22 protein-coding genes and 1 tRNA gene are annotated in these 25229 nt (G+C 57.2%); 13 read left to right on the forward strand and 10 right to left on the reverse strand.

Going from position 1 to position 25229, the window contains the following annotated elements; all coding sequences use genetic code 11:
• Positions 1-16 precede the first annotated feature (16 nt).
• The 5 genes from hisH to NW805_RS05930 all read left to right on the forward strand — a co-directional run bounded on the left by hisH (position 17) and on the right by NW805_RS05930 (position 9909).
• Positions 17-661, forward strand: a complete 645-nt coding sequence (hisH, locus tag NW805_RS05910) for an imidazole glycerol phosphate synthase subunit HisH (RefSeq protein ID WP_414421953.1) — start codon at positions 17-19, stop codon at positions 659-661.
• Positions 662-683: 22 nt separating this feature from the next.
• Complete coding sequence (locus tag NW805_RS05915) at positions 684-1145, forward strand: EVE domain-containing protein (RefSeq protein ID WP_414421954.1); 462 nt, start codon at positions 684-686, stop codon at positions 1143-1145.
• Between the two features lie 186 nt (positions 1146-1331).
• Positions 1332-2909 (forward strand): hypothetical protein, encoded by a 1578-nt coding sequence (locus tag NW805_RS05920; protein ID WP_414421955.1) that lies wholly within the window; start codon positions 1332-1334, stop codon positions 2907-2909.
• A 339-nt stretch (positions 2910-3248) separates the two neighbouring features.
• A complete protein-coding gene (locus tag NW805_RS05925) occupies positions 3249-4247 on the forward strand; it encodes a hypothetical protein (protein WP_414421956.1) in 999 nt (332 codons plus the stop codon).
• Positions 4248-4290: 43 nt separating this feature from the next.
• Positions 4291-9909: a DEAD/DEAH box helicase gene (locus NW805_RS05930; protein WP_414421957.1), complete on the forward strand. Its 5619-nt coding sequence runs from the start codon at positions 4291-4293 to the stop codon at positions 9907-9909.
• Between the two features lie 169 nt (positions 9910-10078).
• Here the strand turns inward: NW805_RS05930 and surE are convergent, their stop codons facing one another.
• The gene (gene surE / locus NW805_RS05935; RefSeq protein ID WP_414421958.1) at positions 10079-10876 is read right to left on the reverse strand and encodes a 5'/3'-nucleotidase SurE; all 798 of its coding nucleotides are present in this window, start codon (positions 10874-10876) and stop codon (positions 10079-10081) included.
• A 416-nt stretch (positions 10877-11292) separates the two neighbouring features.
• Between surE and NW805_RS05940 the strand changes: the two genes are divergently transcribed.
• Both NW805_RS05940 and NW805_RS05945 read left to right on the forward strand, forming a co-directional pair.
• Positions 11293-11958 (forward strand): Crp/Fnr family transcriptional regulator, encoded by a 666-nt coding sequence (locus tag NW805_RS05940; protein WP_011432518.1) that lies wholly within the window; start codon positions 11293-11295, stop codon positions 11956-11958.
• Positions 11959-11988: 30 nt separating this feature from the next.
• The gene (locus NW805_RS05945) at positions 11989-12906 is read left to right on the forward strand and encodes an alpha/beta fold hydrolase (RefSeq protein WP_414421959.1); all 918 of its coding nucleotides are present in this window, start codon (positions 11989-11991) and stop codon (positions 12904-12906) included.
• Here NW805_RS05945 and NW805_RS05950 read toward each other — a convergent pair.
• The 6 genes from NW805_RS05950 to ureG all read right to left on the reverse strand — a co-directional run bounded on the left by NW805_RS05950 (position 12834) and on the right by ureG (position 17715).
• Positions 12834-13445, reverse strand: a complete 612-nt coding sequence (locus tag NW805_RS05950) for a Ycf51 family protein (RefSeq protein ID WP_414343408.1) — start codon at positions 13443-13445, stop codon at positions 12834-12836. The two genes, NW805_RS05945 and NW805_RS05950, sit on opposite strands and share 73 nt — an antisense overlap.
• Positions 13446-13649: 204 nt before the next feature.
• Positions 13650-13729: transfer RNA gene (locus tag NW805_RS05955), tRNA-Leu, on the reverse strand.
• A gap of 58 nt (positions 13730-13787) precedes the next feature.
• Entirely contained in the window at positions 13788-14837 is a 1050-nt protein-coding gene (locus NW805_RS05960; protein WP_414421960.1) for a hypothetical protein, read from the reverse strand.
• A gap of 64 nt (positions 14838-14901) precedes the next feature.
• Complete coding sequence (locus NW805_RS05965) at positions 14902-16095, reverse strand: RNA-guided endonuclease InsQ/TnpB family protein (protein WP_414421997.1); 1194 nt, start codon at positions 16093-16095, stop codon at positions 14902-14904.
• Positions 16096-16252: 157 nt separating this feature from the next.
• Positions 16253-17056 carry an urease accessory protein UreD gene (locus NW805_RS05970; RefSeq protein WP_414352216.1) on the reverse strand — a complete coding sequence of 268 codons (804 nt, stop codon included), beginning with the start codon at positions 17054-17056 and terminating at the stop codon, positions 16253-16255.
• The gene (gene ureG / locus NW805_RS05975; RefSeq protein ID WP_414383783.1) at positions 17053-17715 is read right to left on the reverse strand and encodes an urease accessory protein UreG; all 663 of its coding nucleotides are present in this window, start codon (positions 17713-17715) and stop codon (positions 17053-17055) included. Before ureG ends, NW805_RS05970 begins: the two co-directional genes overlap by 4 nt.
• A gap of 59 nt (positions 17716-17774) precedes the next feature.
• Here ureG and NW805_RS05980 point away from each other — a divergent pair, with 59 nt between their 5' ends.
• Positions 17775-18029, forward strand: coding sequence for a hypothetical protein (locus NW805_RS05980; protein ID WP_041436298.1), 255 nt, complete (start codon positions 17775-17777; stop codon positions 18027-18029).
• A gap of 143 nt (positions 18030-18172) precedes the next feature.
• Positions 18173-18730, forward strand: a complete 558-nt coding sequence (locus NW805_RS05985) for a carboxymuconolactone decarboxylase family protein (protein WP_414331869.1) — start codon at positions 18173-18175, stop codon at positions 18728-18730.
• A gap of 57 nt (positions 18731-18787) precedes the next feature.
• On the opposite strand, the gene NW805_RS05990 is transcribed toward NW805_RS05985, so the two are convergent.
• Positions 18788-19111: a DUF3288 family protein gene (locus NW805_RS05990; protein WP_414421961.1), complete on the reverse strand. Its 324-nt coding sequence runs from the start codon at positions 19109-19111 to the stop codon at positions 18788-18790.
• A gap of 170 nt (positions 19112-19281) precedes the next feature.
• On the opposite strand from NW805_RS05990, the gene NW805_RS05995 reads away from it, so the two are divergent.
• The 4 genes from NW805_RS05995 to ndhI are packed head-to-tail and all read left to right on the forward strand — an operon-like array spanning position 19282 to position 22548.
• Positions 19282-20466 (forward strand): NAD(P)H-quinone oxidoreductase subunit H, encoded by a 1185-nt coding sequence (locus tag NW805_RS05995; RefSeq protein ID WP_414421998.1) that lies wholly within the window; start codon positions 19282-19284, stop codon positions 20464-20466.
• Positions 20467-20495: 29 nt separating this feature from the next.
• Positions 20496-20699 (forward strand): hypothetical protein, encoded by a 204-nt coding sequence (locus NW805_RS06000; protein WP_414331866.1) that lies wholly within the window; start codon positions 20496-20498, stop codon positions 20697-20699.
• Between the two features lie 56 nt (positions 20700-20755).
• Positions 20756-21877 (forward strand): NADH-quinone oxidoreductase subunit NuoH, encoded by a 1122-nt coding sequence (gene nuoH / locus NW805_RS06005; protein WP_414331864.1) that lies wholly within the window; start codon positions 20756-20758, stop codon positions 21875-21877.
• Positions 21878-21915: 38 nt separating this feature from the next.
• Positions 21916-22548, forward strand: a complete 633-nt coding sequence (gene ndhI, locus NW805_RS06010; protein ID WP_011432505.1) for an NAD(P)H-quinone oxidoreductase subunit I — start codon at positions 21916-21918, stop codon at positions 22546-22548.
• Between the two features lie 333 nt (positions 22549-22881).
• Here the strand turns inward: ndhI and NW805_RS06015 are convergent, their stop codons facing one another.
• Entirely contained in the window at positions 22882-24426 is a 1545-nt protein-coding gene (locus NW805_RS06015) for a right-handed parallel beta-helix repeat-containing protein (protein ID WP_414421962.1), read from the reverse strand.
• A gap of 296 nt (positions 24427-24722) precedes the next feature.
• Complete coding sequence (locus tag NW805_RS06020) at positions 24723-25076, reverse strand: hypothetical protein (RefSeq protein ID WP_049749562.1); 354 nt, start codon at positions 25074-25076, stop codon at positions 24723-24725.
• Positions 25077-25229: the final 153 nt, after the last annotated feature.

The following is a 25229-nucleotide window of genomic DNA, read 5'->3' on the forward strand; positions in this document are numbered from 1 at the left end:
CACGAGAAGGGATCCCATGGGGACTGTACGCCTGGCGGTGATCGACTATGAGGCGGGAAATCTGCATTCGGCTTGCAAAGGGCTGGAGCGGGCCGGAGCTGAGGTGCAGCTAGTAACAGAGCCAACTGGACTAGCGGCTTTTGACGGCATTGTCCTGCCCGGCGATGGGGCCTTTGACCCAGCCATGCAGCAGCTGCGGGCGCGGGGCTTTGGGAAAGCGATCCGGGAAGCTGTGGAGCGGCAACAGCCTTTTTTAGGCATTTGCCTTGGGCTGCAAGTTTTGTTCGAAAGCAGCGAAGAGGGAACAGAGCCAGGGCTGAGCATTGTGCCTGGACGGGTGCAGCGCTTTCGGCCAGAGGCGGGCCTGCGCATCCCTCACATGGGCTGGAATCAGTTGCACCTCACCCAGCCCCACTCTCTCCTTTGGGCAGGGATCCCTGACCAAGCCTGGGTCTATTTTGTCCACTCCTACCATGCAGTGCCCAACGACCCAAGCTGGGTGGCCGCCACCACTCAGCACGGCAGCCAAACCTGTGTGGCCGCCATTGCCCGCGGCGCTGTGTTGGCCACCCAGTTTCACCCGGAAAAGTCCGGCCCGGTTGGTTTGAAGATCTTGCAAAACTTCGTGGACTTTGTGGCCGGATCCCTGGCCCGCACCTAGACCTCGGCTTTTCCCAAGCCCCATGAACTACTGGCTGATGAAATCGGAGCCCAGCGTCTACAGCATCTGGGATCTGCAGCGGGAGGGCCAAACTCTCTGGGACGGCGTGCGCAACTACCAAGCCCGCAACTACCTGAAGGCTATGCAGCCTGGGGATCGCGCCTTTTTCTACCACTCCAACGCCAACCCTCCCGGCATAGCCGGCTTAATGGAGATCGTGGAAACCCAGGTGGTGGATCCCAGCCAGTTTGATCCCACCAGCCCCTACTACGATCCCAAGTCAACCCCTGCAGCTCCCCGCTGGTACACGGTGCGGGTGCAATTCGTTGCTGCCTTTGAGCGCTTGATCCCTTTGGCCCAGTTGCGGGCCACTTTTACCCCTGCAGAGCTAGAGGTGGTGCGGCGGGGCACGCGACTGTCGGTGATACCTGTGGCTGCAGAGGTTGCGGAGCGCTTGCTCTCACTGGCAAACCTCTCCTCTTGATCTGGGGTAAGCTTCCCGACGGTCTCGCCCGACCATTTCCTCTCCGAGGCAGCTAGCCTCTACACGCCGACTCTGTTTTGCTGCCAATTTGACCTAAAACAAACATAAAGGGATTCAAAAAATAGGAAACTGGGCATTCAACGCCTGCCTAGGCTTGAGGAAGGAACCCAGGGCGAGGTTACTGTGGTGCTGCACAACAACTATGCCCGCTGGAACCAAGCAATTGTTCAATGGGCAACGCTGGGAGTTCCTCACGGTACGCCAGTTTACCTCAGCGTAGATGAAGAAGTTTTAGCAAGTCTAGGCTTAGGCCCAGTTGAGGACTTTTGCCAAGCCGTGCGCGCCCAGGTGGTAGATGGCCAGCGAGTCCAGCTATCAACTCTGCAAAACCAAAGCTTGCCCGAACCAGCAGGAGTTGCCTTCTTGGCGCTGATGGTGCTCGCCGCCAACGACATGGTGAGGGATGAGGAGCTGGATGAGAGGGACTTCTTTACCCATTTTTGTCAACGATTGGGGGTAGGCGGCGACACTCGTCCCACTGGGATGAAAGCTGGAGATGAAGAAGGCCTATGGCAGGAGTGGAACCAATGGCTAGAGGTAAAGGGATGGATTGCCACCGCCGAGCCAGGGGAAGGCCCGCGCCGGTATTTGAATTACCCCATTTCCCAAACCCTGCTGCGGAAAGCGGACATCCAAAAGCTCTGTTGCCTGTTTTACGAGAAAAACTGGACTACCGCCCGCAGCGAAACTAAGTTACTGGTGGACTTGGCGAGCGAAAAAAACCTGAACCGCCATCTGGAAGAGCTGCTGGACGATCGCCAGCGACACGAGGTACTGGGCGCCGAAATCCTAGCCGTCCATCAGGAGTGGTTAGACGCACAATGCCCGAAACCTGAACAATTTAGCCGACGTCCCCCCACGTGCCTGATTGCAGGGCTGTATCGCACCGAAGATCGGTGGGGGAATCCAGAGTACTACCCTTACCCCAAAGTTCCGCGTCGTTGGCCAGTTGCCGAGGTGACCGTAGAAAACCTAGGTAGCTTGCGTTGTGAGCGCTCTGGTTGGTTTTTCCCTGTTGGCGCACCGCTTTCTGCTGCCGATCTAACAACGGGGAAGTCATGGCCGATTCGAGATCATGCCCACTTGCGGGAACTCCAGCTGCCAGCTCGAGACTTTTGGGTCTTGGTGCCCGATCCTGAGAACCCCGAGTCTAGTGCGCTGGCTAGTTGGGGAGCACCTAAATTGGGCAGTCATTTCACAGTGCTGTTTCGGGAAGCACTCTGGTTGGACTTGCAGCAGCTACGAGAAGAAAAGCTGCTGCAGTGGGAGGGCGATCGCCAGCTTGCCTTTGAAGTAACCTCTGGCTGGTGGGAAATCCAAGAATGTCAGGTGCTGGCGCCGGTATGGGACGGTTTGTTTTTACAACATCCTGAGCTGAAAGAGGCCTTACAACCACGCGATCGTCTGCACATTGCCTTGGGTGGAGGGCTACGGGTACCGCAAGGACAAGGTTGGCTCGAGGGTCACTTGCCAAAGGTGACTGTGTACGGGTTTCAGCCTACGGTAGCCGTGACTCTAACTGAAGTGCGTACCGGGAGCATATATCTTCCAGAAGACCATCGCTCTACCAACCAGCCTTGGGATTTGCCCGCAGACTTACCTCCCGGTACTTACCAAATCCAAGTACGGGGCGGAACTGCCCACCAGGAACGCTTTTTGAAGATCCTGAGTTGGGGTGATTTGTCATTGGCTTCCCTAGAGTAGAGGCATAACTCTATGTCGAAAAAATCTTCTCGGTCAGAGCAAACTTACTGGGGCTTTCGCACCCATACCTCCAGATACAAACCCCAAAAGTTGCTGAATTACTTACAAAAGCGGGTTACTCAAGAAAACTTGGCCGATGTTGTGTCTCATGTTCGTATTGAGAAGGGCATTAAGGAAAGAAGTAGGGGAGAGTATTACTTCTACTTGGGTATTAAGACAAATGCGCGCTCTGATTGGTCATCCACACAAAACACCCTTGAGCAGCTGATTAAAACAGTGAGAGGTATCAGTATAGTTAGGATTGGAAGAGAAGGATTTTGCTGGGAAGATATTCGACACATGGTGGGTATCGCCTATGAGTTGGAACGGGATACCCAACCCATTGAGTATTTCCAAGTCAAGCGGCCACCTAAAGTCAACCCACTTGGTTTGGAAACACCTATAGCAGAGGCGGCAGGAAGCGATCGCTCCCAGCCGTGCGAACAGCTGCTTTGGTGGTTATCGGCAGCCGGTTCTGGTTCTTGGGAAACCTTTCAAGCCGTATGCGGTCACCTAGATCTAGTCCAACCGCGTCGGTTGTGGCGTCGGCTGCAGTTGTTAGGGCATCTTCTGGCAGCTCAGGATGGTCAACACTGGCAAATGCAGCCACCTTCCCTGCAGCCAGTGAGCAAAAATTGCTACGTGCTGTACGGTCAGCGAAACGCCAGCCTGCAAGAGTCTTTGCAGCAGTTTGGTCGCCTTGTGAAGATCCCTCAACCTCGAAGGGATGCTCCACCCTGTTGGCAGCTTGAGCTGCAAGCTGATGCTGCCGATGCAATTGCCGAGTTACGGACCAAATACCCTGCCCTAGCCATTCGTCCGGTCGAGGCCCCTCCTCCTTGGGCTGATTGGGTAGCTACGCTAAAGGTCGTCGATTGGGTGCCACTTCACCGCTATCGACTAAAGCGCTACGATGGGAGCAGCTTCGTAGATGTGCCAGACGCCGAGGAAACGGGTTTCTACGAGCTGCACGAGGAGGGATCCCAACGGCAACACGCTCTGTTTTACGACCGCGAGCAAAACACTTGGTACAGCAGCGAGTGGTACGGCCTGCGTTTTTTGGCTTTGACCTGTCTCCGGCCAGGAGAGTTGGTGGTCAATTACCACCCAAATTCTCAAGAGTTAACAATTCCCAGCAGCCAGCGCTGGCCGTTGGCGTACGAACGCTATTTGGTCATGCAATCGGGTTGTTTGCCTGACTACAATCCTGACACTGGAGAGCTGATTTATCGAAACATCACGCCGACTGTATGGCAATTAATTGGCGAGCGACTGCCACATCTCAGCGCAAGGGAATAGCAAATTTGTAGATTACAGTTGTACGGAACGCCAAGGAAAAACCATGTACGATCTCGTCGGTGCCTATCAACGGTTAGATTGGGTCTATCGGCTTTACATCAAGAGTGCTTTTCCCTTGCGGTATCCGGCTCTTAGCGCTGAGCGCGATTGCTGCTTGCAGTCCAGCCCTGAACATCCCTTGCTAAGCGTTCCTCCTTTGCTAGAGCCGACACCGGTCTATCCTTCTTCCGGCAAGACCCTTGAGGCAGCAGCACAGGCGTTACCTGATGGTTACGAAGATTTGGCACATCTTGGTCGGTCTTTGTTTCCAAATTTCCCTCTCTATGAGCATCAGTGGCGGAGCTTGGAAGCAGCCATCGTTCACCAGAAGGATATTGTGGTAACGACGGGCACCGGCTCAGGCAAAACCGAATGCTTTTTGCTACCAATTTTAGCCTATCTTGCTCGAGAATCCCGCACCTGGGATCCCATGTCCCCTCAGAGTGGCGATACGTTCTGGTGGCAGCAGGAAGACAATCCAAAGTGGGTACCACAGCGCCAAGGGCAACAACGACCGGCGGCGATACGGGCCTTGATTCTCTATCCTTTGAATGCTCTGGTGGAGGATCAATTGCGACGGTTGCGCAAGGTGTTGGACAGTCCGGAAACCCATGCCTGGCTCGATCGCGAGCGCGGCGGCAATCGCATCACCTTCGGTCGCTATACGGGACAGACACCCCTCCCCGGTCGTCAGACCCCTGAAAAGGTCAAAGAATTGGCCAAGCTATTGAGAGATCTTCAGGAGCAGCAGGGAAGAGTTGCTGTTCGGAACAAGAATTCGGATAAAGATTCGGATTTAGTATTTTATTTCCCTCGCTTAGATGGGGGAGAAATGCGCTCACGCTGGGACATGCAAGAACATCCCCCAGATATCCTGATTACCAACTATTCCATGCTCAACATTATGCTGATGCGGCAAATTGAGGCTGGGATGTTCGAGCAAACGAAAGCGTGGTTGCAAGCGGATCGAGGTAATAAATTCTTGCTGATTGTGGATGAGTTGCACACCTATCGCGGGACACCAGGGTCAGAAGTAGCTTATTTGCTGCGCTTGCTGCTGTACCGCTTGGGGCTAACAGTCAACTCAGAACAGCTACAAATTTTGGCGACCAGCGCCAGCTTGGAAGAGGGCGAGGCGGGCCGCCGGTTTCTCCGGGAGTTTTTTGGGCGCGATAACTTTGCGGTGATCGCTGGAGAACAAGTTGCTCCGGATCCCGAAGCCCCAGCGCGAGTGCGTCAGTATCAAGTTGCTTTTGCTCAATTTGCCAGAGATGTGCAGGCGGATCCCCTCCAGCCCCTGCGACCTCTCCCTATCCCCGAAGAAGCTCTGACCAAGCTGGTGCAAGAGCTGGGGGGCGATCCCAGCTCAAAACCACTGGAGCAGGCTTTGGGGGAGTGCCTCGAAGAACTCAAGGTTGGCGATGCCTTGCGGGAGGCCTGTCGGCAAGCTAGTGGCAGCGTGCGCGCCACCCCCATCCAAAAAGTTGACCAGCAACTGTTCCCGGGGGCGGCCGTGCCCCAAGGCGGTCTGGTCTCCGAGGCCTTGCGAGGATTGTTGATGGCGACGGCGGTAGCTCAGCGAGAAGACGGGCGATCGCCCCAGCCCGTGCGCGGTCACCTTTTCTTTCACAACCTGCAAGGTCTCTGGGCGTGCAGCAACCCTCACTGCAGCGTTGCGCAACGCTCTCCGGAGAACAACCAGCCGCCTTCACCCATTGGCGCTTTGCACAGCCAACACCGTCTCAGTTGCGACTGCGGGGCGCGTGTCCTGGACTTGATCGTCTGCGAAGTTTGCGGGGAGGTATTCCTGGGGGGCTATGCATACCAATCCGGCGAGTCCCTTATCCTCACTCCCGATCAACCTGACTTGGAAGGCATTCCTGATTTGGTGAACCTTGCGCAGAGGTCTGGGAATTATCGCGTTTTTTGGCCCCTGCCCCACGACCCGGAACCTTGGGCGACCCAGCCGCAATATTTGGAGTGGACTGCTGGCAAGACGAAGCGGGGGTGGGTTGAAGCCAAGCTCAACCCCGCTACTGGTGAACTCCGACAAGATAAAAGCCCCCCTAGAGAAGGCGAGGTTCCCGGCTGGGTGTACCAAGTGAAAGAGGGGGATGGGAATCAGCCCGCCTTGCCGAGCCGCTGCCCTCGCTGCGATACCGATCGCGCTCTCCGTGAGGCCTATCCCACTCCTTTGCGCGTGCACCGCACTGGATTCCAAAAAGCCTGTCAGGTGATTGCCGGAGCTTTGTTGCGGGAAATGCCAACACCGCAATCCCGCAAGCTGGTGGTTTTTTCCGATAGCCGCCAGGACGCAGCCAAGTTAGCCGCCGGTATGGAAATGGATCACTATCGCGATATGGTGCGCTTGCTGCTAGTGCGATCAGCAGAGGAGTATAGGCAAGACCTGCGGGCCTTTCTGCGCAGCATTTTGCCTAGCCCAGAACAACAACGGCAGCGGTTGCGTGACTATCCTCGGTTGCTGCGAGAGGTTGAGGGGATGGATGAGGATCTGGATCGCTGCAAGCGCTTCGTCAGTGGTCTGCAATCCTTCCTCAATAACGAGGCATGGCGTTGGTCGCAGGACATGCAACCGGCCAATCATGAGATCCGCCAACAATGGCTGGAAATGCTCGAGTCTTACGGTGAGAAAGTCCCGCTCCGCGAGCTTCGACGCACTCTGGCCAACCAACTCTTGCAGTTGGGATTGTGCCCTGGCGGGATGTCCTTTAGCGCCCTTTACTATTCTAAGGATCGGCGTCCCTGGACTGAGCTCTACAACTGGCAAAGTCAACCAGTAACACGAATTGCTGCCCCAACACCAGAGCAAAACACACACCTCGATAAACTCGATGACTATTTAGCTGATGAAATGATGTTTACGCTGTTTGCCCATGCGGTCAGAAACATCGAGTCTTTTGGACAGGGCTATGTTACAGCTCAAGTTCCTCCGGAACTGCAAGACGTTGCCAGCGCGGTTATCCGCCAATTGGGAATTCGCAAGCGGCATCGATACTCCAAATTCTACAGATCTGGTACTAGGCGGGAATTACCCCAGTACGTGGAGCGATACTTGAGAAAATTAGAGGAACAGGGCAAGCCAGACTTAAAATCCCAGATCGAGCGGGAGTTGGACAAAATCGGTACCGGTAGCGAGAACGGATTGGTTTTGGATCCAGATCGCCTCTACCTTGTGCCCGTCTCTCGCGAAGGTCTTCAAGGCTACCGCTGTCCTCAATGCGGGGCCTTTTACTTGCACACTGCGGGGGGATGGTGCCCAGAGTGCAGTGGCGGTCGCAACACCAGCAAACGCTCTGACCCGCAGGCCATCCGACTGCAGCCGAGCAGCTTGCCGCGCGACTTCGACTACTACGCCTACCTCTCCGATCCTGACAACGAACCGTTTCGGATGAATGCTGCCGAATTGACAGGGCAAACCGACAAGGAGGATCGCCTCAAACGGCAGCGCTGGTTCCAGGAAGTGTTCCTAGAGGGAGAAATACCGCTGGCTCAGGGCATTGATTTGTTAAGCGTGACTACCACTATGGAGGCTGGCGTAGACATCGGCGGCCTGCTGGCAGTGATGATGGCAAACATGCCGCCCCGACGGTTCAACTACCAGCAGCGGGTGGGACGGGCTGGTCGGCGCGGTGCCGGGGTCTCCTTGGCAGTTACGTTTTGCCGGGGTCGCAGCCATGACGATTTTTACTTTCAGCGCCCTGAGGCCATTACCGGCGATCCGCCACCCCCGCCCTACATTGACCTGCGCAGCCTCACCATTGCTCGGCGCGTCGTCGCCAAAGAAGTCTTGCGGCAGGCTTTTCAAGATCTATCGGTTGCAGCGGATCTCGAAGATGCAACCAGTGTCCACGGCGAATTTGGCTTGGCCAAAAACTGGCGGCAAGTGGAACCGTCGGTTCGGGATTGGATTGACAACCATCCCCAAGACATTCGAGCTGTGATTGCCCAACTTTGCCAGCAGACTTACATTTCAGCCGAACAGCAGGAAGAGCTGTATCGCTACATCCGCGAGGAGTTGGTCAATAAAATTCGCGAGATTGCTGAGTCTGAAGCCTACAGCCAAGATCAACTTAGCGAACGTCTGGCCAATGCCGGCATTTTGCCCATGTTTGGCTTTCCCACACGGGTGAGGTTACTTTACACTCGCTGGTCTGCCAGCGAAGGCACCATTGATCGCGACTTGGATACGGCGATTGCACAGTTTGCCCCTGGCTCGGAAATCGTCAAAGATCGGGCAGTACACACCGCCTGCGGATTGGTGGAGTTGGTGCCTCACCCAAGAGGCGTACAATCGCGTCCCGGCTTGGTGCCGCCCCTCGACAAACCCAATCGCTGGCTAGGTCTGTGCTGCAACTGTCAAGCCATGATAGAGGACTACCAGCCACAGCAGCCGCTTTGCTCTCCTCCCCCAGCTACCCACAAGCCGGCAAAGCAAGCCTGTCCGGTATGCCAGCAAACCACCCTCCGCTGCATTGATGCGCGGGAACCCAGGGGCTTTTTCACCAACTTGCAGCCGTGGGCTTTTGATGGTCAATTTGAGTGGCAACCCCGCGTCAGTCGGCCAACCTTGGGCGCGGACGGACTTAAGGCGGAAGCGACGACCGCAACGACCGGCAACGCTCACCTGCGGGGAGGCAGCGATGACGTTTTAATCGTCAATGATCGCGGCGGCGAGGGGGGGTTCCTGTTACAAGCGGATAAGAGGTGGCCAGGAGCTTATGTTTGTCCTGAAGTTCAGGGGAAACATTTCGAAGGAATAGGCCCTACCTATCGGATTGCCCTACTGTCTAAGCGACGCACTGACGTGCTGCTGGTCAGCCTTCAAACTTGGCCGCCTGGCGTGTTTGCTGACCCAACAACTGTGGAAGGGCGAGCAGCTTTGTATTCCTTCGCCTTCTGGTTGCGAGCGGCTGCCTGCACCTTTTTGGATGTCGATCCTGACGAGTTGCAAGCCAGCTTTCAGACAAAGGAAGAGGCTGGCCGAGTGGTGGGTCAGGCTTTTCTGTTCGACAAGCTGGAGAATGGCGCGGGGTATTGCCTCTACCTCGCTCAGCCGGAGGTCTTCTCGAAGCTGCTGGAACAAGAGGACTTGTCTCAACCCAACAGTTTGGCCTTCCGTTGGCTGCAGCACCAGCAGACCTGCGACACGTCCTGCAACAACTGCTTGCGCGATTACTCCAACCTAGCCTACCACGGGCTCTTGGATTGGCGACTAGCCTTGGATATGGCGCGCCTTCTGCGAAATGCTAGGGCACCGGTCGATTTGCAGAGCCCTTGGGGGGAAGAGCAGGAAAATCCCTGGCGGCGCTTGGTGGAGCAGGTACTGCCGCCACTGCTGGAAAACCTAGGCTTCCAGCAAGTGTCTCAGGATTTTCTCCTGCCGGTGTGGACGGGAAACCGGGGGCGGGAAGTGCGGATTGTGCGCCATCCTATTTGGACTGATGAGCATCCCATCTGGCAACAAACTGTTGAGCAAGTCCGTCAGGCCTATCCCCAGGCCCACATTCAGGCAATCAATCCTTTTTTGACGTTGCGACGACCAGGGGATGTCTTGGCAAAGTCAACAAAAACTACCCGCTCTAAGCGTCCTGGTGCTGCCTGACTTTATTTCGCTCAGTTTCTTTAGCCTGCGGTGGAAGAGGGCAGCGCGACTCAGTAGTCCAACACTGCCGACGCTCTCTCTACGGGCTAAACACGTTGGCAGAGGCGATTTCTTTCTATTCCAGGGCCTAATAGCCTTTCTATTCTCTGACTCTGAACTGCGCCAATCCCTACAGAGCTCCCTCCAATCCAGAGCCAAAAGCCGAGAGCCCCCACTGCTGCAAGCTATCGAAGGCAGCATAAGCCGTCAGATCCGGCTGCAGGGGCGTAATCGACACATAGCCCTCGGCAACTGCCCGCACATCAGAGCAGGGATCCACCTCCTCTTCCACCACCTCTCCTGCCAGCCAGTAGTAGGCCTTGCCGCGGGGATCCACCCGTTTCTCGTAGAGATCTGTGTACTTGCGCCAGGCCAGGCGGGCCAAGACCATGCCGCGTATTTCAGCTAGCCCCAGCGGCGGCACGTTGACGTTCAACAACATTGGCTTCTCTAGGAGCTTCAGGCTCAGCTTCTCCAGCAGGGTCAGCACCACCTGGGCCGCTGGCTGAAAATCCTGGTAGGTAAAGCTGGCCAGGCTCACTGCCAGGCTGGGGATCCCTTCCAACAGCCCTTCCATGGCTGCTGAGACAGTGCCCGAGTAGAGCACATCGGTGCCCAGATTGGCTCCCTGATTGATGCCGGAAATCACCCAATCGGGAGGACGATCCAATAGCCCGTCCAGACCTAACTTGACACAGTCGGAAGGGGTGCCCGAACAGGCCCAGGCCTGCACTTCTGGAGGAAATCCCTCCCGCACCGGATCCACCCGCAGCGGCTTGTGCAACGTCAGGGCGTGGCCGGTGGCCGAGCGCTCCCGATCCGGACAGACCACCGTTACCTGGTGCCCCCCCAGCTGGGCCAGCGCTGCCGCCAAACACCGCACCCCTGCCGCCTGGATGCCATCGTCGTTGCTGATGAGAATATTCATCCCAGCCACCCCACACCCGCCCTTAGACATACACCAGTCTGACCCAATGATCTGCGCTGATCCCCCAGGTAGCCGAGTTCAGCGGCAGAATCTGAAAATTTACGGCTTCTTGGGGTTATTATTGGACGTAGCCTTTTGAACAATATCAGTAGGAACACAATGTCACCCTATGAGGTCAAGTGCCATTATGAAGCTAAGGTAAAGTAAACCCTGCGGTTTCCTTCCTCTTTGTATTTGCCTTCTTGTGTGTATCTTGCTGTTTCTCCATCCCCATCTTCCTAAGACTCCGTCCCGTTGACGTGTAGGTGCTCCGCACCGCCGGCGCGAACGCGGAAGCGTTGCATAGCCTACAGCCGGGTAAAGCTGGAAAGTCTGTAAAACCCATCAGGTCGCTCGAGCGACAGGAAGTTGATCTCATGTCACTTGTTTCCATCACATCGGCAACAGAGGCTCAGGAATGGCGTGAGCTTTGCCAGTGGGCCGAGGAGCACTACCGCTGTCGCACCTTTCCCAAAGACGTGCGCATTCCCACTCGTCCGGGATTGGTGTACATCACCCAAGAGGGAGTGGTGCGCCTGGTCAGCCAAACTCCAGAGCGGCGGGAGGTCTTTGTTGGGTTCATCACGGCTGGATTTCCTTTTGAGCTGAGCAACCCAGAGCGCTTTGAGTTGAAAGCCTGCACCCACGCCGATCGCACCACGGTGATGTGGTTTTACTGGCAGGATCTGGAGCAGTGGCCCTATCTGCACCAGAAGATTCAGGAAAACTTCCGCCAGCAACTGCAACGGAAGCTGCTGTGGTTGGGAAATCTGGGCCAACGGCGCGCCATCGATCGCCTCAAGGGCTTCTTGAGCCTGTTGATCGAAGAGTATGGACAGCCCTGTGAACAAGGGATGTATCTCCCCTGGCCCCTTACCCATGCCCAGATTGGGGATGCCATTGGGGCCACCCGCGTGACGGTGACTCGTCTTCTGGGATCCCTGCGTTCGAAAGGGTTTGTGCAGGTGCTGGATCAAAACTTAATTTGTATTCCCAACGGGGTAAAGCTCCAGCCCACTCCGAAGAAGGCGGCCAGCGCCTAACCCTGCTGTCTAGATGCTATCTAGAGTGTTATGCCTACAGCAGTCGGGAACTGCACTGCTGACGCGATGGGCCTGCAGCTCCACTACCGTACTTGGGGAAAAGGGATCCCTTCCCTCCCAATCTTGATGCTCCACGGCCATCCGGGCAATGCCGACTGCATGGCGGTATTTGCAGAGGCAGTGGCGGGAATGCACCCCTGTGTGGCGCCAGATCTGCGTGGCTACGGGCATTCCCAGGTGACGGATCCCTTTGAGATGCAGGATCACCTAGAGGACTTGGAGCGGCTGCTGGATCGCCTGGGCTGGCAGGCGTGTCTGGTGCTGGGCTGGTCTTTGGGCGGGATCCTGGCCCTGGAGTTGGCTTTGCGGCTGCCGCAGCGGGTAAAGGGTTTGGTCTTGGTGGCCAGTGCCGCCTGCCCCCGCAGCAACCATCCCCCCACCGATTTTTGGGATCAGGTCAACACCGGCGTTGCCTCGCTGCTCAACTGGCTTTGGCCTGGCTGGGAATGGAACATCGAGACCTTTGGCCGTCGCTCCCTTTACCGCTACCTGATGCAGCAACAGACCCCAACGGCCTATCGGTATTTGGCGCACATGGCCTTGCCCGCCTATCTGCACACCTCCCCCCAGGCTCGCCAAGCTCTGCGCGCCGCTTTGCAACGGGGCTACAACCGCGAGGGAGATCTGCACCGAATTCGCATCCCGGTACTGCTTATGGCCGGCGAGCGGGATCGCCACATCACCGCCAACAGCAGCCTGGCCACAGCCCGCGCCCTGCCCCACTGCACCTGCATTGTCTATCCCAACGTGGCTCATCTCTTTCCCTGGGAGATCCCCGACCGGGTGGGACAGGATCTGCGCCGCTGGCTCAGCGCTCAAGACTGGGCAAGTGGGATCCCGGTGGTTGGCTCTTCCGCTCCCTCTGCAGACAAGGCGGCAGAAGCCTGACCCTGGGCCAACTTCCGCAGCCGGGCAAAGGCCTCTTCCTCTAGATGGATCTGCTGCTGCTGTTGTTCTTCTGGGGTGCGCAGGCGCTTTCCCAACGGCTGTTGCAGCGTGCCCAAGAGCAACGGCTCGGAAACTCCCGGCTCGGGATGGATGACGGTGCGGGCCCGCAAGGTGAACACCGGCGAACCGGTGGAGAAGCGGCCCGGGGATCCCAAATCGCTGGCCGCCTGCTTCAGGGTGAGGATCAGTTGCTCTGGGGTGATATCCGGGCTGACAGCAATAACCGCTCGATCCGCCCCTTGGTCATAGACGGTGGTGTAGGGGGCAGCACCGGGAATGCGGGAGCGAAAGATCGGCCCCAAGCTGAGGGCAAAACATCCCGCTGTTAAAACCAGCGCAAACGCCGTGTAGCCCACCAGCGCAAACTTCAAGGGCCAATTGCGGATCCAGGCCAGCAGGGTGAGCACAGCCAGCAAGCCTGCTAGACCTAGCCCAATTTGGGTGGCAGAGGCAAAGAAAGATTCCAAAGTTGCATCCATGATTCCCCAGTTTAGCGGCTAGAGCTTCATCTCTAGGATGCAGGATGAGCCCGATTCTGGCTGCCCTATCTAAGGACTCCGTCCCGCTGGCACCCTGCTCCAGAAGGGCTTGGCTGGTTCTATCACCAAACCCCTGTGAGAAGAGGCAAGACGGATCAACCTACCAAACACAGAAAGCGGCGAGCCCTACAGATTTGAGGAGCATGGGCAAGGTCGGATTCGAACCGACACGGTTTCCCGCCGCATTTTGAGTGCGGTGCGTCTACCAGTTTCGCCACTCGCCCGACTTGGAACCATTATCCTACTGAACTGGCGAAACCTCGTCAACCAATCCCCCGAACTCTATCGGCGGCGGTCTTTCTCCAGTTGCTGGGCCTTTTGCCGAAGCTGGCGGGTTTGCTCCATCACCTCCTCCAGATCCTCGTGGGATAGCCGCTCGACGTAGTTGATCTTGATCTCTTCCAGCAAGTCTTGCAGGAGAGAGCGAATTTCCTCCAAAGCGTGCTCCTGGGTGAGTTCTCGTGCCAAGACTTCACCAAACCGCTGCATCAGTTGCGCTGCCAGCTTGGAGCCAACGGGATCCTCGAAACTGCCCGTCAGGGTTTTGTAGGTGGTGGTGGTCAGCTCGTTGGCCAGGCGCTCCGTCAGTTGGCCAGGCAGGGATCCCAGGCCGGGAAGCTGTTCTAGAGTTTGCATGGCAGGCAACTGCTTGAGCAGGCCATCCAGGTTGTAGCGGAGCAGTTGTTGCAATTCCGGTTGCACCTGGGGCAAAACGCGGTAGAGGACAATGCGAAAAACCAGGTTGGCAATCGCCTCCAGCTCGTTGGTGTTGTTGATGTCGATGTAGTCCCGCGGGGTACGTGCTGCCGGCAGTAGGGGCAGGGATCCCCGCTGAATGGATACCTGGATTTGGTTGATCACCCGCACAACAATGACTTCCGTCAGGTCTTCGGCGAAGTTGGTGACAAAGCCTTGGCTCACCTGAGCTCGTACCCGCTCCAGATCCAGCAACTGCGCTTGTCCCAGCCGGATGGTGACGGGGATCACCCGCAGCAAGCGCCAAAAGGGCAGCAGCAGCAGCACATCGTACCAACGCCAGAGCATGGCATCCAGCCAATTGACGCCGGTGTAGCGGCGGCTGATGGCCACCGTGCGCAGCAAAAATTCCAGCCCAAACAGAAGCACGAAGGGAAAATCCAGCACCGGGAAAAAGTCAACAGGGTTACCGCTCTCGCCAATGGGGCGGAAATAGTTGGTCTCAAAGAGGGGGCGCAGCCGGGTCTGGAAAAATTCAATTCCATCTGCAGGATCGGCGCTGGCCAAGTACTCAGCAGTCCAAAAGCGGGCAAAGGCGGCTCTGGCAGAGTCGGCTTCTGGGATGTGCTCCCGCATCAAATTGAGGATACGCACAAACTGGCCAGTTTTGTTGGCGCCGTAAACTACCCGGCTCCGACCGCTAAGCGGTACGGAGCGGGCTTTCAGTAGCCCTGGGCCTGCTCTGCTCTACCAGAGAACAAAACAAGCCCGGACCTCTAGGCTGGTTTACGACAGCCCCCAAGAGCGCAATCACATTCGCACCATTCAAATCCGCATCCCCTTCCCATCCACAGTGCCCACACTTGAACGACTTGCCACTGCGGTAGGATTGCGCAGGATCGGGATGGATGTGCAAACACTTGTGGCAGGTCTGCGACGTGTAGGCGGGCGGCACAAGAATCAGAGAAACCCCTGCAACCCTCGCCTTGTACTCCAGAAACTGACGTAGTTGGTAGAACGCCCAACTGTTGGTCCTACGCCGCTCGGCTTTGCTGCGTGGCTGTTGATTGACCCTTTCCCGGATCCCTGTCAGGTCTTCCAGGGCGATAGCGCTGTTGGTAGCTTTTGCCCTAGAGACAATAGCTTTGGAGATGCGATGATTGACCCACGTTTGAAAGCGTCTCTCCTTGCCAGACAGCCGTTGCAGCAGTTGACGGCATCTGCGCCGCGAACTGCGTGTGCCCTTACTGGCTTTGCGTTGGAGTGCCGCCCTCAACCGGGAGTAGTGGTCTCGGACTCTGTTCAACTGCTGTCCATTCCAGTTCTTCCCCTCTGAGGTATGAGCGATATCTATCCTTCCCAAATCCACCCCGATCACCTTGTCGGTATCTTGTTGCTTGGGTGGTTTTTTCTCTACGCAAATCTGGATGTAGTAGGAGCCATCTTTGCGCTTGACCAGGGTGGCCGATTTGGGGTTAGAGCCAGCCAGCATTCCCCTCTGGTAGTTACCAATGGCTAGCTCAAAGCGTTCTCTCCCTTCCACCGTGGTCAGCGACACCGTCCAGTCTTTCTCGCGGAATGAAAAGATACGTGCGTCGTAGGTAACGAACCTACGCTTGAACTCTTTAACCGGACGGTTGCGCTGTCTCGCCACTTTGCGAGCGCCTGCCACCCGTCTGCACACCTGTTGAGCCAAGTTACTGGACAAGCCGAACCGGGCTCGAATCTCGTAGTAGCAAAGGGATTGCAGTTTGACCGCGTTGACGATCTTCTCCGGCGTGTTCTGGTTGACCCAGTTCAAGGCTTGGCCAAAAGCCTCCATCGTCGCGTCCAATTTGGCGGCTTGCGACTGGGACGCCTTGAGCTTACAGGAGACGGTCAGGACTTGGCTCATAAGTTCATTGTACTTCATCAAAGCGCATTCCTCCCGGCACTGACCCTACGGGTACAGTGCGGGGCTCCTGCGATTTCTAGCTGAGAATCCGTTGAGCAGCGTTCAAAGGACTCCGTCCCGGCCTTGGGTCAACCAGTTGGTTTGAGTCAGCCTTAGTCTACCACCCCTGGGGTGAGCCACCCTTGGCTTGAGCAAGCTGTAGTGCAACCTGGCCAAAATGCCGCCAAATGGCCTCTGCCTGTGGCCCCACCTGGCGCAGAATCCAACCCTTACAGATGGGATCCGGAGACTTGACCAGCCAGTATGGGGACTCCGTTCCGCTGATGTGAACGGTCAGCCAAGTGGGTTCCGGCCAATCCCCCAGCAAGTACAGGGATCCCCAACAGAGATGGGATCCCAGCACTGACGCGGCGGAGACCTGCCGATGGGGAAAGTGCAGGTCTATGTGTTCCTGCAGCCAGAGTTTTCTCCCCTCGGGGGAGGATGGGATCCCAGCAGTGACCCAAACTTGCAAGCAGTTGGCAAGATGTTCAAACTGCCAGCGTTCGTCCATGGCCAGCCGTCCGGCAGTCCAGATCTCGGCATAGGCCAGGCGGGCTGTGGGATCCAGTTCGATCTGCACCTGCTGGCGAAAGTCTGCCCCTGCCCCCGGAATGGTCGGGTGAGGGATCCAGATCAACTGGCTGGTGGGGGCCAGCTTGACCTTGACCTGTTGCCGAATCAAGCCGGGATGTAGCCGCATTGCCCCTTGGGTGCGAATTTCCAGCGCCGAGCCTGGCCCCAGCCCGATCTCGATCCGGTGGCGATCCCCACCCAGCAGGCCGCCGTTGGGGTTGCGCAGGTAGTACACAGGTGGCTCCCCAGGGGATCCCAGCCATTGCAAGGGAGCCTGAGAATACTCCCAAATGTGGGTATGGTCGCCTCGGCGGGTTGCCTTCAAGATGGCCTTACCGAAGTTCACAGGCGGCTCACCGAGGGGGAATTGGCCTTGATGGGGCGAAACAGCACCTCCCGCTCCAGCCAACTGAGAACCTGCTCCAGCCCCTCGCCCGTGCGCAGGTTGGTAAAGACAAAGGGCCTGTCTCCCCGCATGCGACGGGCATCCCGTTCCATCACCCCCAAGTCTGCCCCCACATAGGGAGCCAGATCGATCTTGTTGATCACCAACAGGTCGGAGCGGGTGATCCCCGGCCCGCCTTTGCGCGGGATCTTGTCCCCTTCGGCCACGTCGATGACGTAAATGCAGGCGTCCACCAGCTCCGGGCTGAAGGTAGCTGCCAAGTTGTCCCCCCCCGATTCCACCAAGATGAGATCCAGGGGGCAAAAGCGGCGCTCCAGCTCCTGAATGGCGTCTAGGTTGAGGGAGGCATCTTCCCGAATGGCGGTGTGGGGGCAGCCGCCGGTCTCTACGCCAATGATCCGCTCTGCCTCCAGGGCCTTGGCCCGCACCAAAAACTCGGCATCCTCGCGGGTATAGATATCGTTGGTCACCACCGCCAAAGACAGGTGGTCCCGCAGCGCCAAGCAGAGCTTTTCCACCAAAGCGGTTTTTCCAGATCCCACCGGGCCGCCAATGCCAACCCGTACCGGCTGGGAAGTTTGCGCAACTTTGCCCGACATCGGATACCTGCTCCTCTTTTTGGGCATTCTAGAACCAGATGCTTGCAAGGGATCCGAGTATGGTTCGGCTTTTGGTGGCAACTGCTGTGGTGCTGGTGGGATTTTTGCTGGTTAACCGCCTCTATCGCAACCCGCTGAGTTCGGAGCCGAGACCAGAGCAAGCCAGCCCGGAAGCTGCCCAGCAGGGGATCCCTCAAGGTGGGCCGCTGCAGATTTACCAATCTCGGGAACAGATCCAGCAAACCCTCAACCAAGGGGCTACCGCCACCCAGCAGCAGGTGGAAGCCGTTGAGCAATCCTTGGGCAATCCTTGACCCTTGACAAGTAAGAAGGGAGGCAGGTGCCTGGTTTCAGGCGGAGAAGGGATCCCTCCCCCAGACCGTGAAGCGCCCCTCAGGCTTGGGTGGATCCCCCAGACGCGCTAAAGTCGAGAATGCTGCAATTTTACAGACTGTCCATGCGGATCCCTCCTGTTACCCCAGAGAAAGCCGACAAGCAACTGCAAAAGGTTTACGAAAGCCTGGAGAAAACCTACGGCACCGCCCTCAACCCCCTGCAGGTGATGGCCCACAAGCCCCAACTGATGCGAGCCGTGATGAACCTGTACGGGGCGCTGCACACCCAAAACCCCAACTTGCCTGAAGAGCTGAAGGAGCTGGTCAGCATCCGCATTGCCCAAATCAACGGCTGCCGCCACTACTGCCTGCCCTACCACACCCTGCAGGCGCAAAAGTACGGCGCCTCCCCTGCCAAAATTGCGGCGGTGGCCCAGGCCCGCACCAGCACCCTCTACACCGAAGCGGAGAAGCTGGCCATCGAGTACGCCGAGCGGATGACCGTGCCCAGCATGGTGGTCACCGATAGCTTCTTTGCCCAGCTAAAAGCCATTTGGTCAGATGAAGATCTGGTGGAGCTATCGGCTTGGATTGGCTTTATGAACTTCTGGACTAAGGTGATTGCCGCCCTGGATGTGCCTTTGGATCCCATCTTTGCCGAGCAACTTCACGTCTCATGAACAACCGGCAAACTCCCCTCTCTCAGGGGGGTAAGGGATCCCGACCCAAACCCTCCACTAGGCCCAGTCGTCTCGCGTGCTAAAGCTGCGGTCGTACACCTGGCCGCGGGCATGGATCTGGCGAGTCCGGGCGAACAGCTCTTCTTCGCTCAGGCCCCACTGTTCCAAGATCTGATCCAAATCCCGCTGCAGATCCCAGGCGCCGGGGAAGCCGTGGTAACGGATGCGCAAACGGGCAACTTCCGCCAGTACCCAATCCGAGAGGGGCCTCTCCTGGGCCTGCACCATCAGCTCATCGAGCACAGCCCGGTCGGTGGCATACTGCGGATGTTGCTGCTCTCTCCGGGATGGGCCATTCGCGGGTGAACGGGATACAGCCATCGGTCTCCCTCCTTTTTCTCTCACTCTAGTTGAGTTCCCCTGGAGATTTTCAATATCGAGGATTGGGATCCTTGATGGCATGGGATCCCGAGAAGGCAGAAGAAAACCGCTATACTGCAAATGTTGCAGACTATAAACATTCTTCAGTTGCGGAGGCGGCGGCTATGCCCATGCCCATGATCGAGACCCGTACCGATCGGATGCTGCTCAACTTTGGGCCGCACCACCCTTCCATGCATGGGGTCTTGCGCCTGCTGGTCACCCTCGATGGCGAAAACATTGTCGACTGTGAGCCCGTGATTGGCTATCTGCACCGCGGCATGGAAAAAATTGCCGAAAACCGCACCGTGGTGCAATACTTGCCCTACGTCTCCCGCTGGGACTATGGGGCTGGCATGTTCAACGAGGCCATCACCGTCAACGCCGTCGAGAAGCTGGCCGGGATCAGCGTGCCTAAGCGGGCTAGCTACCTGCGGGTGATCATGCTGGAGCTAACCCGCATCACCAATCACCTACTTTGGTTTGGCCCTTTCTTGGCGGACTTGGGCGCCCAAACCCCCTTCCTCTACGCCATGCGGGAGCGGGAGTGGATTCTAGACCTGTTTGAAGCCGTCACCGGCATGCGCCTGATCAACAACAACTATTTCCGGGTAGGCGGCGTAGCAGTGGATTTGCCCTACGGCTGGACGGAAAAATGCCTAGACTTTTGTGAGTATTTCCTGCCCAAAGTGGATGAGTACGAACGGCTGGTGACCGACAACCCCATCTTCCGCCGACGGCTGGAAGGGGTGGGCACCATCTCCAAGCAGGATGCCATCAATTGGGGGCTGTCCGGCCCCATGCTGCGGGCCTGTGGCGTCAACTGGGATCTGCGCAAAGTGGATCACTACGAATGCTACGACGACTTCGACTGGGAGGTGGCCGTTTATCCCGAAGGGGATTGCCTGGCCCGCTATCGGGTGCGCATGAAAGAGATGCGGGAGTCCTGCAAGATCGTGCAGCAAGCGGTGAAGGCTCTGCCGGGCGGCCCCTTTGAAAACCTAGAAGCCAAGCGGATGCTGGAGGGGCCGAAGTCGGAGTGGAACAAAGGGGACTACCAGTTCATCAGCAAAAAGCCTTCCGCCAATTTCAAGATCCCCAAAGGGGAAGCCTACGTGCGGGTGGAGAGCGCCAAAGGAGAGCTGGGCATTTACATTGTTGGTGACGACAACGTTTGCCCGTGGCGCTGGAAGATCCGTCCCCCCGGCTTTGTCAATTTGCAGGTACTGCCTCAGTTGATTCGCGGCATGAAGGTAGCCGACATGATCGCCATCCTCGGCAGCATTGACATCATCATGGGCGAGGTGGATCGCTAAGATACTTACGGAAAGCGAGGACAAAGGCAATGGCCTGGGCGATCTTGGTTCTGCCGCTGTTGATTGTGTCTGTCATTGCTGCGATTATTGGCCCCAAGCAATGGGCTAAGTACCAAGAGGAAAGGCGCCGCCGCGCGGAAGAGCTATCTGATGCTCGCCTTCAGGCCATCATCCAGCAGGAGCTACGCCGCCGCAACCGTCCCCCCCAATCGGATCCCAACGGGAAAACTTAGCTACAGGGATCCCAAACCCTACCCAACCCGCCATCTCTAGGGAGCTACTCACCCCCATGACAAACGCCGGTATCGATCTACAGCTTGGCTTCGAGACTGCGCTACAGAACCTAGGCTTGGGAGCAGGCGCAGCCCATGCCCTCTGGATGCCCCTGCCGATGTTGCTGCTGATCATCGCCGCCACCTTGGGGGTGATGGTCATGACTTGGCTGGAGCGCAAGATCTCGGCAGCAGCCCAACAGCGGATTGGCCCCAACATGGCCGGCCCTCAGGGGGTGCTGATCCCGATTGCCGATGGCATCAAGCTGCTGACCAAAGAAGATGTTCTGCCCATCTTGGCCGACCCAGTCTTGTTTACGCTGGGGCCGATATTGGTTTTCCTGCCCGTCTTTTTGTGCTACCTGGTGGTTCCCTTTGGCCAGAACCTATTGATCTCCAACATTGCCATTGGCGTGTTCTTCCTGATCGCCACCTCCAGCGTGCAACCCATCGGTTTGTTGATGTCGGGCTACGGTTCCAATAACAAGTACTCCTTGCTGGGTGGGCTACGCGCGGCAGCTCAATCGATCAGCTACGAACTGCCGCTGGCCCTGTCAGTGTTGGCCGTGGTGCTGATGAGCAACGGTCTGGACACGGTGGGGATCGTGGAGCAGCAGAGCGGCCTAGGCATTCTGAGCTGGAACGTCTGGCGGCAGCCCATTGGCTTTGTCATTTTCCTGATCTCGGCTCTGGCGGAAACGGAGCGGATCCCGTTCGACTTGCCGGAAGCAGAAGAAGAGCTGGTAGCCGGTTACCAAACGGAGTACTCCGGCATGAAGTTTGCCCTCTTTTATCTGGGATCCTACGCCAACTTGCTGCTGGCTTCTCTGATTGCGGCAGTGCTGTACTTGGGGGGTTGGTCGTTTGTGGTGCCGGTGGAAACGATTGCTGCACTTGCCGGGATTCCTTTGGATAACCCTTTCTTGCAGATCGGCGCGGCGGCCTTAGGCATTGTCATGACGATGGTCAAAGCTTTTATCTTCATCTTCTTGGCCATCCTGCTGCGCTGGACCTTGCCACGGGTGCGCATTGACCAACTGCTGGACTTGGGGTGGAAGTTTTTGCTGCCCGTATCCTTTGTTAACTTGCTGCTGACGGCAGCCCTAAAGCTCGCCTTCCCCACCTTTTTTGGGGGTTGAATGAGAAGTAAAGAGGCAAGAGAGGGAGAACATAGGTCATGACGTTTCTCAAGCGTGTCAAAGAATATGTGGGCGATGCCTTCCGAGCTGCCAAATACATTGGCCAGGGAATGGGGGTGGTTTTCGACCACATGGGTCGGCGCCCAGTAACTGTGCAATACCCCTTCGAAAAGCTGATCCCCTCTGAGCGCTTTCGGGGACGCATCCACTTCGAGTTTGATAAGTGTATTGCCTGCGAGATCTGCGTTCGGGTTTGCCCAATTGACCTGCCAGTGGTGGATTGGGCCTACAACCCAGAGCTGAAGAAAAAAGAGCTTTACAGCTACAGCATTGATTTTGGGGTGTGCATTTTCTGTGCCAATTGTGTGGAGTTTTGCCCCACCAACTGCCTCTCGGTAACTGAGGATTATGAGCTAGCCACCTACGACCGCCACGACCTCAACTACCATCAGGTGGCGATGGGCCGTTTGCCCTCCAAGGTAACTGAGGACCCAATGGTGACCCCACTGCGGGAGTTTGCCTATCTGCCCAAAGGGGTGATCGATCCCCACGACTTGCCTGCTGGATCCCAGCGGGCTGGCAAACGACCGGAGGAGATTCTGGCGGAAATGAGAGCGGCCAAAGCTGCTAAGGAAGCCGAAGCGAAAGCAGCCAAGGCTGCTGCGGAATAGCGTGACATACTCCCGCACTCATGCTGACGCAAAGCGCTCCGCGCCGCTGTCCGCCACCCCTAGCCCCTTTCCCAGGGGATGTGACTGTTTGAACTTGTGGGACTGCCTTCCAGCATCGCCCGCTGCCGCAAGGTGATGGCCAGAAAAAGCGTCGAGGCCGCGAAGTTGGAGCTGTCCTTAGTGGGAAGGAGATGCCTGGGGCGCAGAAATAAGGTCTTCTGAACCCTGCGATCTGCAATCAAAGATCTGAGTATGAGTATAGGTGTGGTGTCCTAGTCTGAACCAAAATGGCCATACGTCGGCAGGGCAGATGGCTGCCAGCCTTGGCTAACTTCAGGGGAAGGAAAACGTAAACCTACCCGCCAAGCCAGGGGATGTGGCCAAGCCGCTAAAAGTCTGCGCGACGTTTCCGCTCTTGCGAACCGTTACGGTAAAGGGAATGGGAGCAGTTACTTGGGAACAGCGTCGAAACAATCTCACATCGATAATGTATAGCCCTGTGGGAGGAGTGGAGATCCAGAAGACATTTTCGACAGGGCTTGTGGTCGCTCCAACACAATCGCGATTGGCATCCACATCCAACCGCCCCCCAGAAGGAATGGCAGGATTGTTGAAAAACACCGTCTGCTGCTTGGGATCCGTAACATACAGGTCAAGGTCATCGATGGTGTTCCAACTCAAGGTAACTTGAATGGGGCCGGTGCCCAATACTGGAGGTGTGGGGGTGGGAGAGGGTGTCGGTGTAGGAGTGGGGGTGGGAGAGGGTGTCGGTGCAGGAGTTGGTGGTGGCCTCAGGGTAGGAGTTGGCGTGGGCGCAGGTTCCCCAGTGACCCTCTGAGCAAAGTTTCCTTGGAAAGTATTGCCAGCCAGGTAGGCTGCGACTACCGCATCTGGGGTGCCGGGGGCCGCCTGAATTGCCACTCCTACGCCCTCGCCCCGAGCTAGGAACGTATTCCCGGAAATGGTGCGGGCCTGGGTTCCCTGCAAAATACGAATGCCGACACTGCCGGCTATCCTGCCCACGCCGATCCGGTTGGATTGAATGGATGGAATTGAGCCTGCCCCATCCAGCTGAATCCCGGTAGTGCCACTCGTACCTGCTTGCCGCGCCTGCAGTACCAAGCCGGCTCCAGCCGTGGGTGGATCCCCTTCGATTTGGTTGTTGCGGAAGATCCCGCCGGAGTTGTCGCTGTAGCGAACAGCCAAAGTCCCTAAAGCTTGTAAGAGAATCGTGTTGTTCTCGAGGGTTGGGTTACTTCCTGGTGTTGTGCCTATGCCCACCCCGCCTGTTTTGCTAACGATTGACGAAATGCCGCTGACTCGACTGTTTCCGGAGATCTGCACACAGGGATCCAAAAATTGCCGGCACAAGATCTGGGCTAACTGGCCCAAGTCGCCCTCCAGAACCGCGGTATTGCCGTTGACCAAGATGTTGGAGCGAGGGTCGTTGAGGGTGACCTTGCGCGGCTGAAAAGTGCCGTTGTTCACCTGCACCCGTCCACCCCCCAGCACCACATCTACCCCCTGCAGGCTGGTTTGGCTGGCTACAATCACGTCAAAGAGCCCGGTCAGGATCTCATAGGCGGTGGAGCTGGTGATGCGAATGCGACCGCCGTTGGTGCCATCGCCGCCATCCAGGGCCAGGTTGCTTTGCAAAGTTTCCCTGCCCGTCCCCAAAATCTCGATCAGCACCTCCAGGCCGGCTGTGGCAGTCTGAAGTCGCTGCGCCTCTGCAACTGCGTCTGCCAGTTTGGTAAAGGGGCCACTGGCCGGATCCACTCTCAGGATGACGGGCCCGCCACCTGGCGGAGGAAGAGGTGGAGAACTGCCGCCGCCACCCCCACAGCCGAGGGCAACCCCCGCCAACAGAGGCAGCAAGGCTGAACAGATCCCCCAACCAGACTTGGATACTTGGCCAAGCATAGGTGGAAAGCTCCTTACAAGCGCTTAGCGGTTAAGGTTGTTACAGCAACAAACAAGAGCAACAAACAACTGCCACGAGGTCAAAGTGCAGGTGGCCAAGTTGCGATCCAATGCCCTCAGCAAAAGCATCCTCTGATGGATCCTCTGTTTAGTCAAGGCTTCGCCAGGGATCCGCAATCAATCGGCAACAAAAATCTCAAAAATCTAGCGCTCTTCAGGTACTTCGAGGGTTCCGGCGAGGATGTCTTGCTTCACCGCTTCCACAGCAGCCACCAAATCCGCTGAGAGCAAGGCTTGGTTGTATTCATCCAGGGCATAGCCCACACCCTCGTTCTCCAGGCCAAAGGTTTGAATGCCGCCGACAAAGTTGCCTTAAAGTTGCCTTCCACCACGCTGCGAATCACTTCATAGGTGGCCATATCCACCCGCTTCAGCATCGAGGTGAGACCGTGGTTGAGGGTGGCAGGGTTGTTATCGGTATCCCCCAGGTAGTTTTGGTTAGCATCCACACCGATAAAGAACAGCGGACGGGTATCTCCGCTGCAGATGCTGGCATAATCGGCGGGTTTGGGCACTTCCGCAAAGGGATCTCGAATGAAACTCACCCCGGCGGGCAGCCCTGTAGGATGCTGTTGGGCCAGAGCAGCCCAAAGAGCAGCGAGGTAACATCATCTCCCGCCGTATCCGTGTCGATCAAAAAGCGCTGCACAGCCATACCCAGGCTAAGCCCAAATCAGGGTGACATCTTAACCTTTGCG

The sequence above is a fragment of the Synechococcus sp. W60.1 genome (assembly GCF_047461575.1).
Lineage (GTDB): Bacteria > Cyanobacteriota > Cyanobacteriia > Thermostichales > Thermostichaceae > Thermostichus.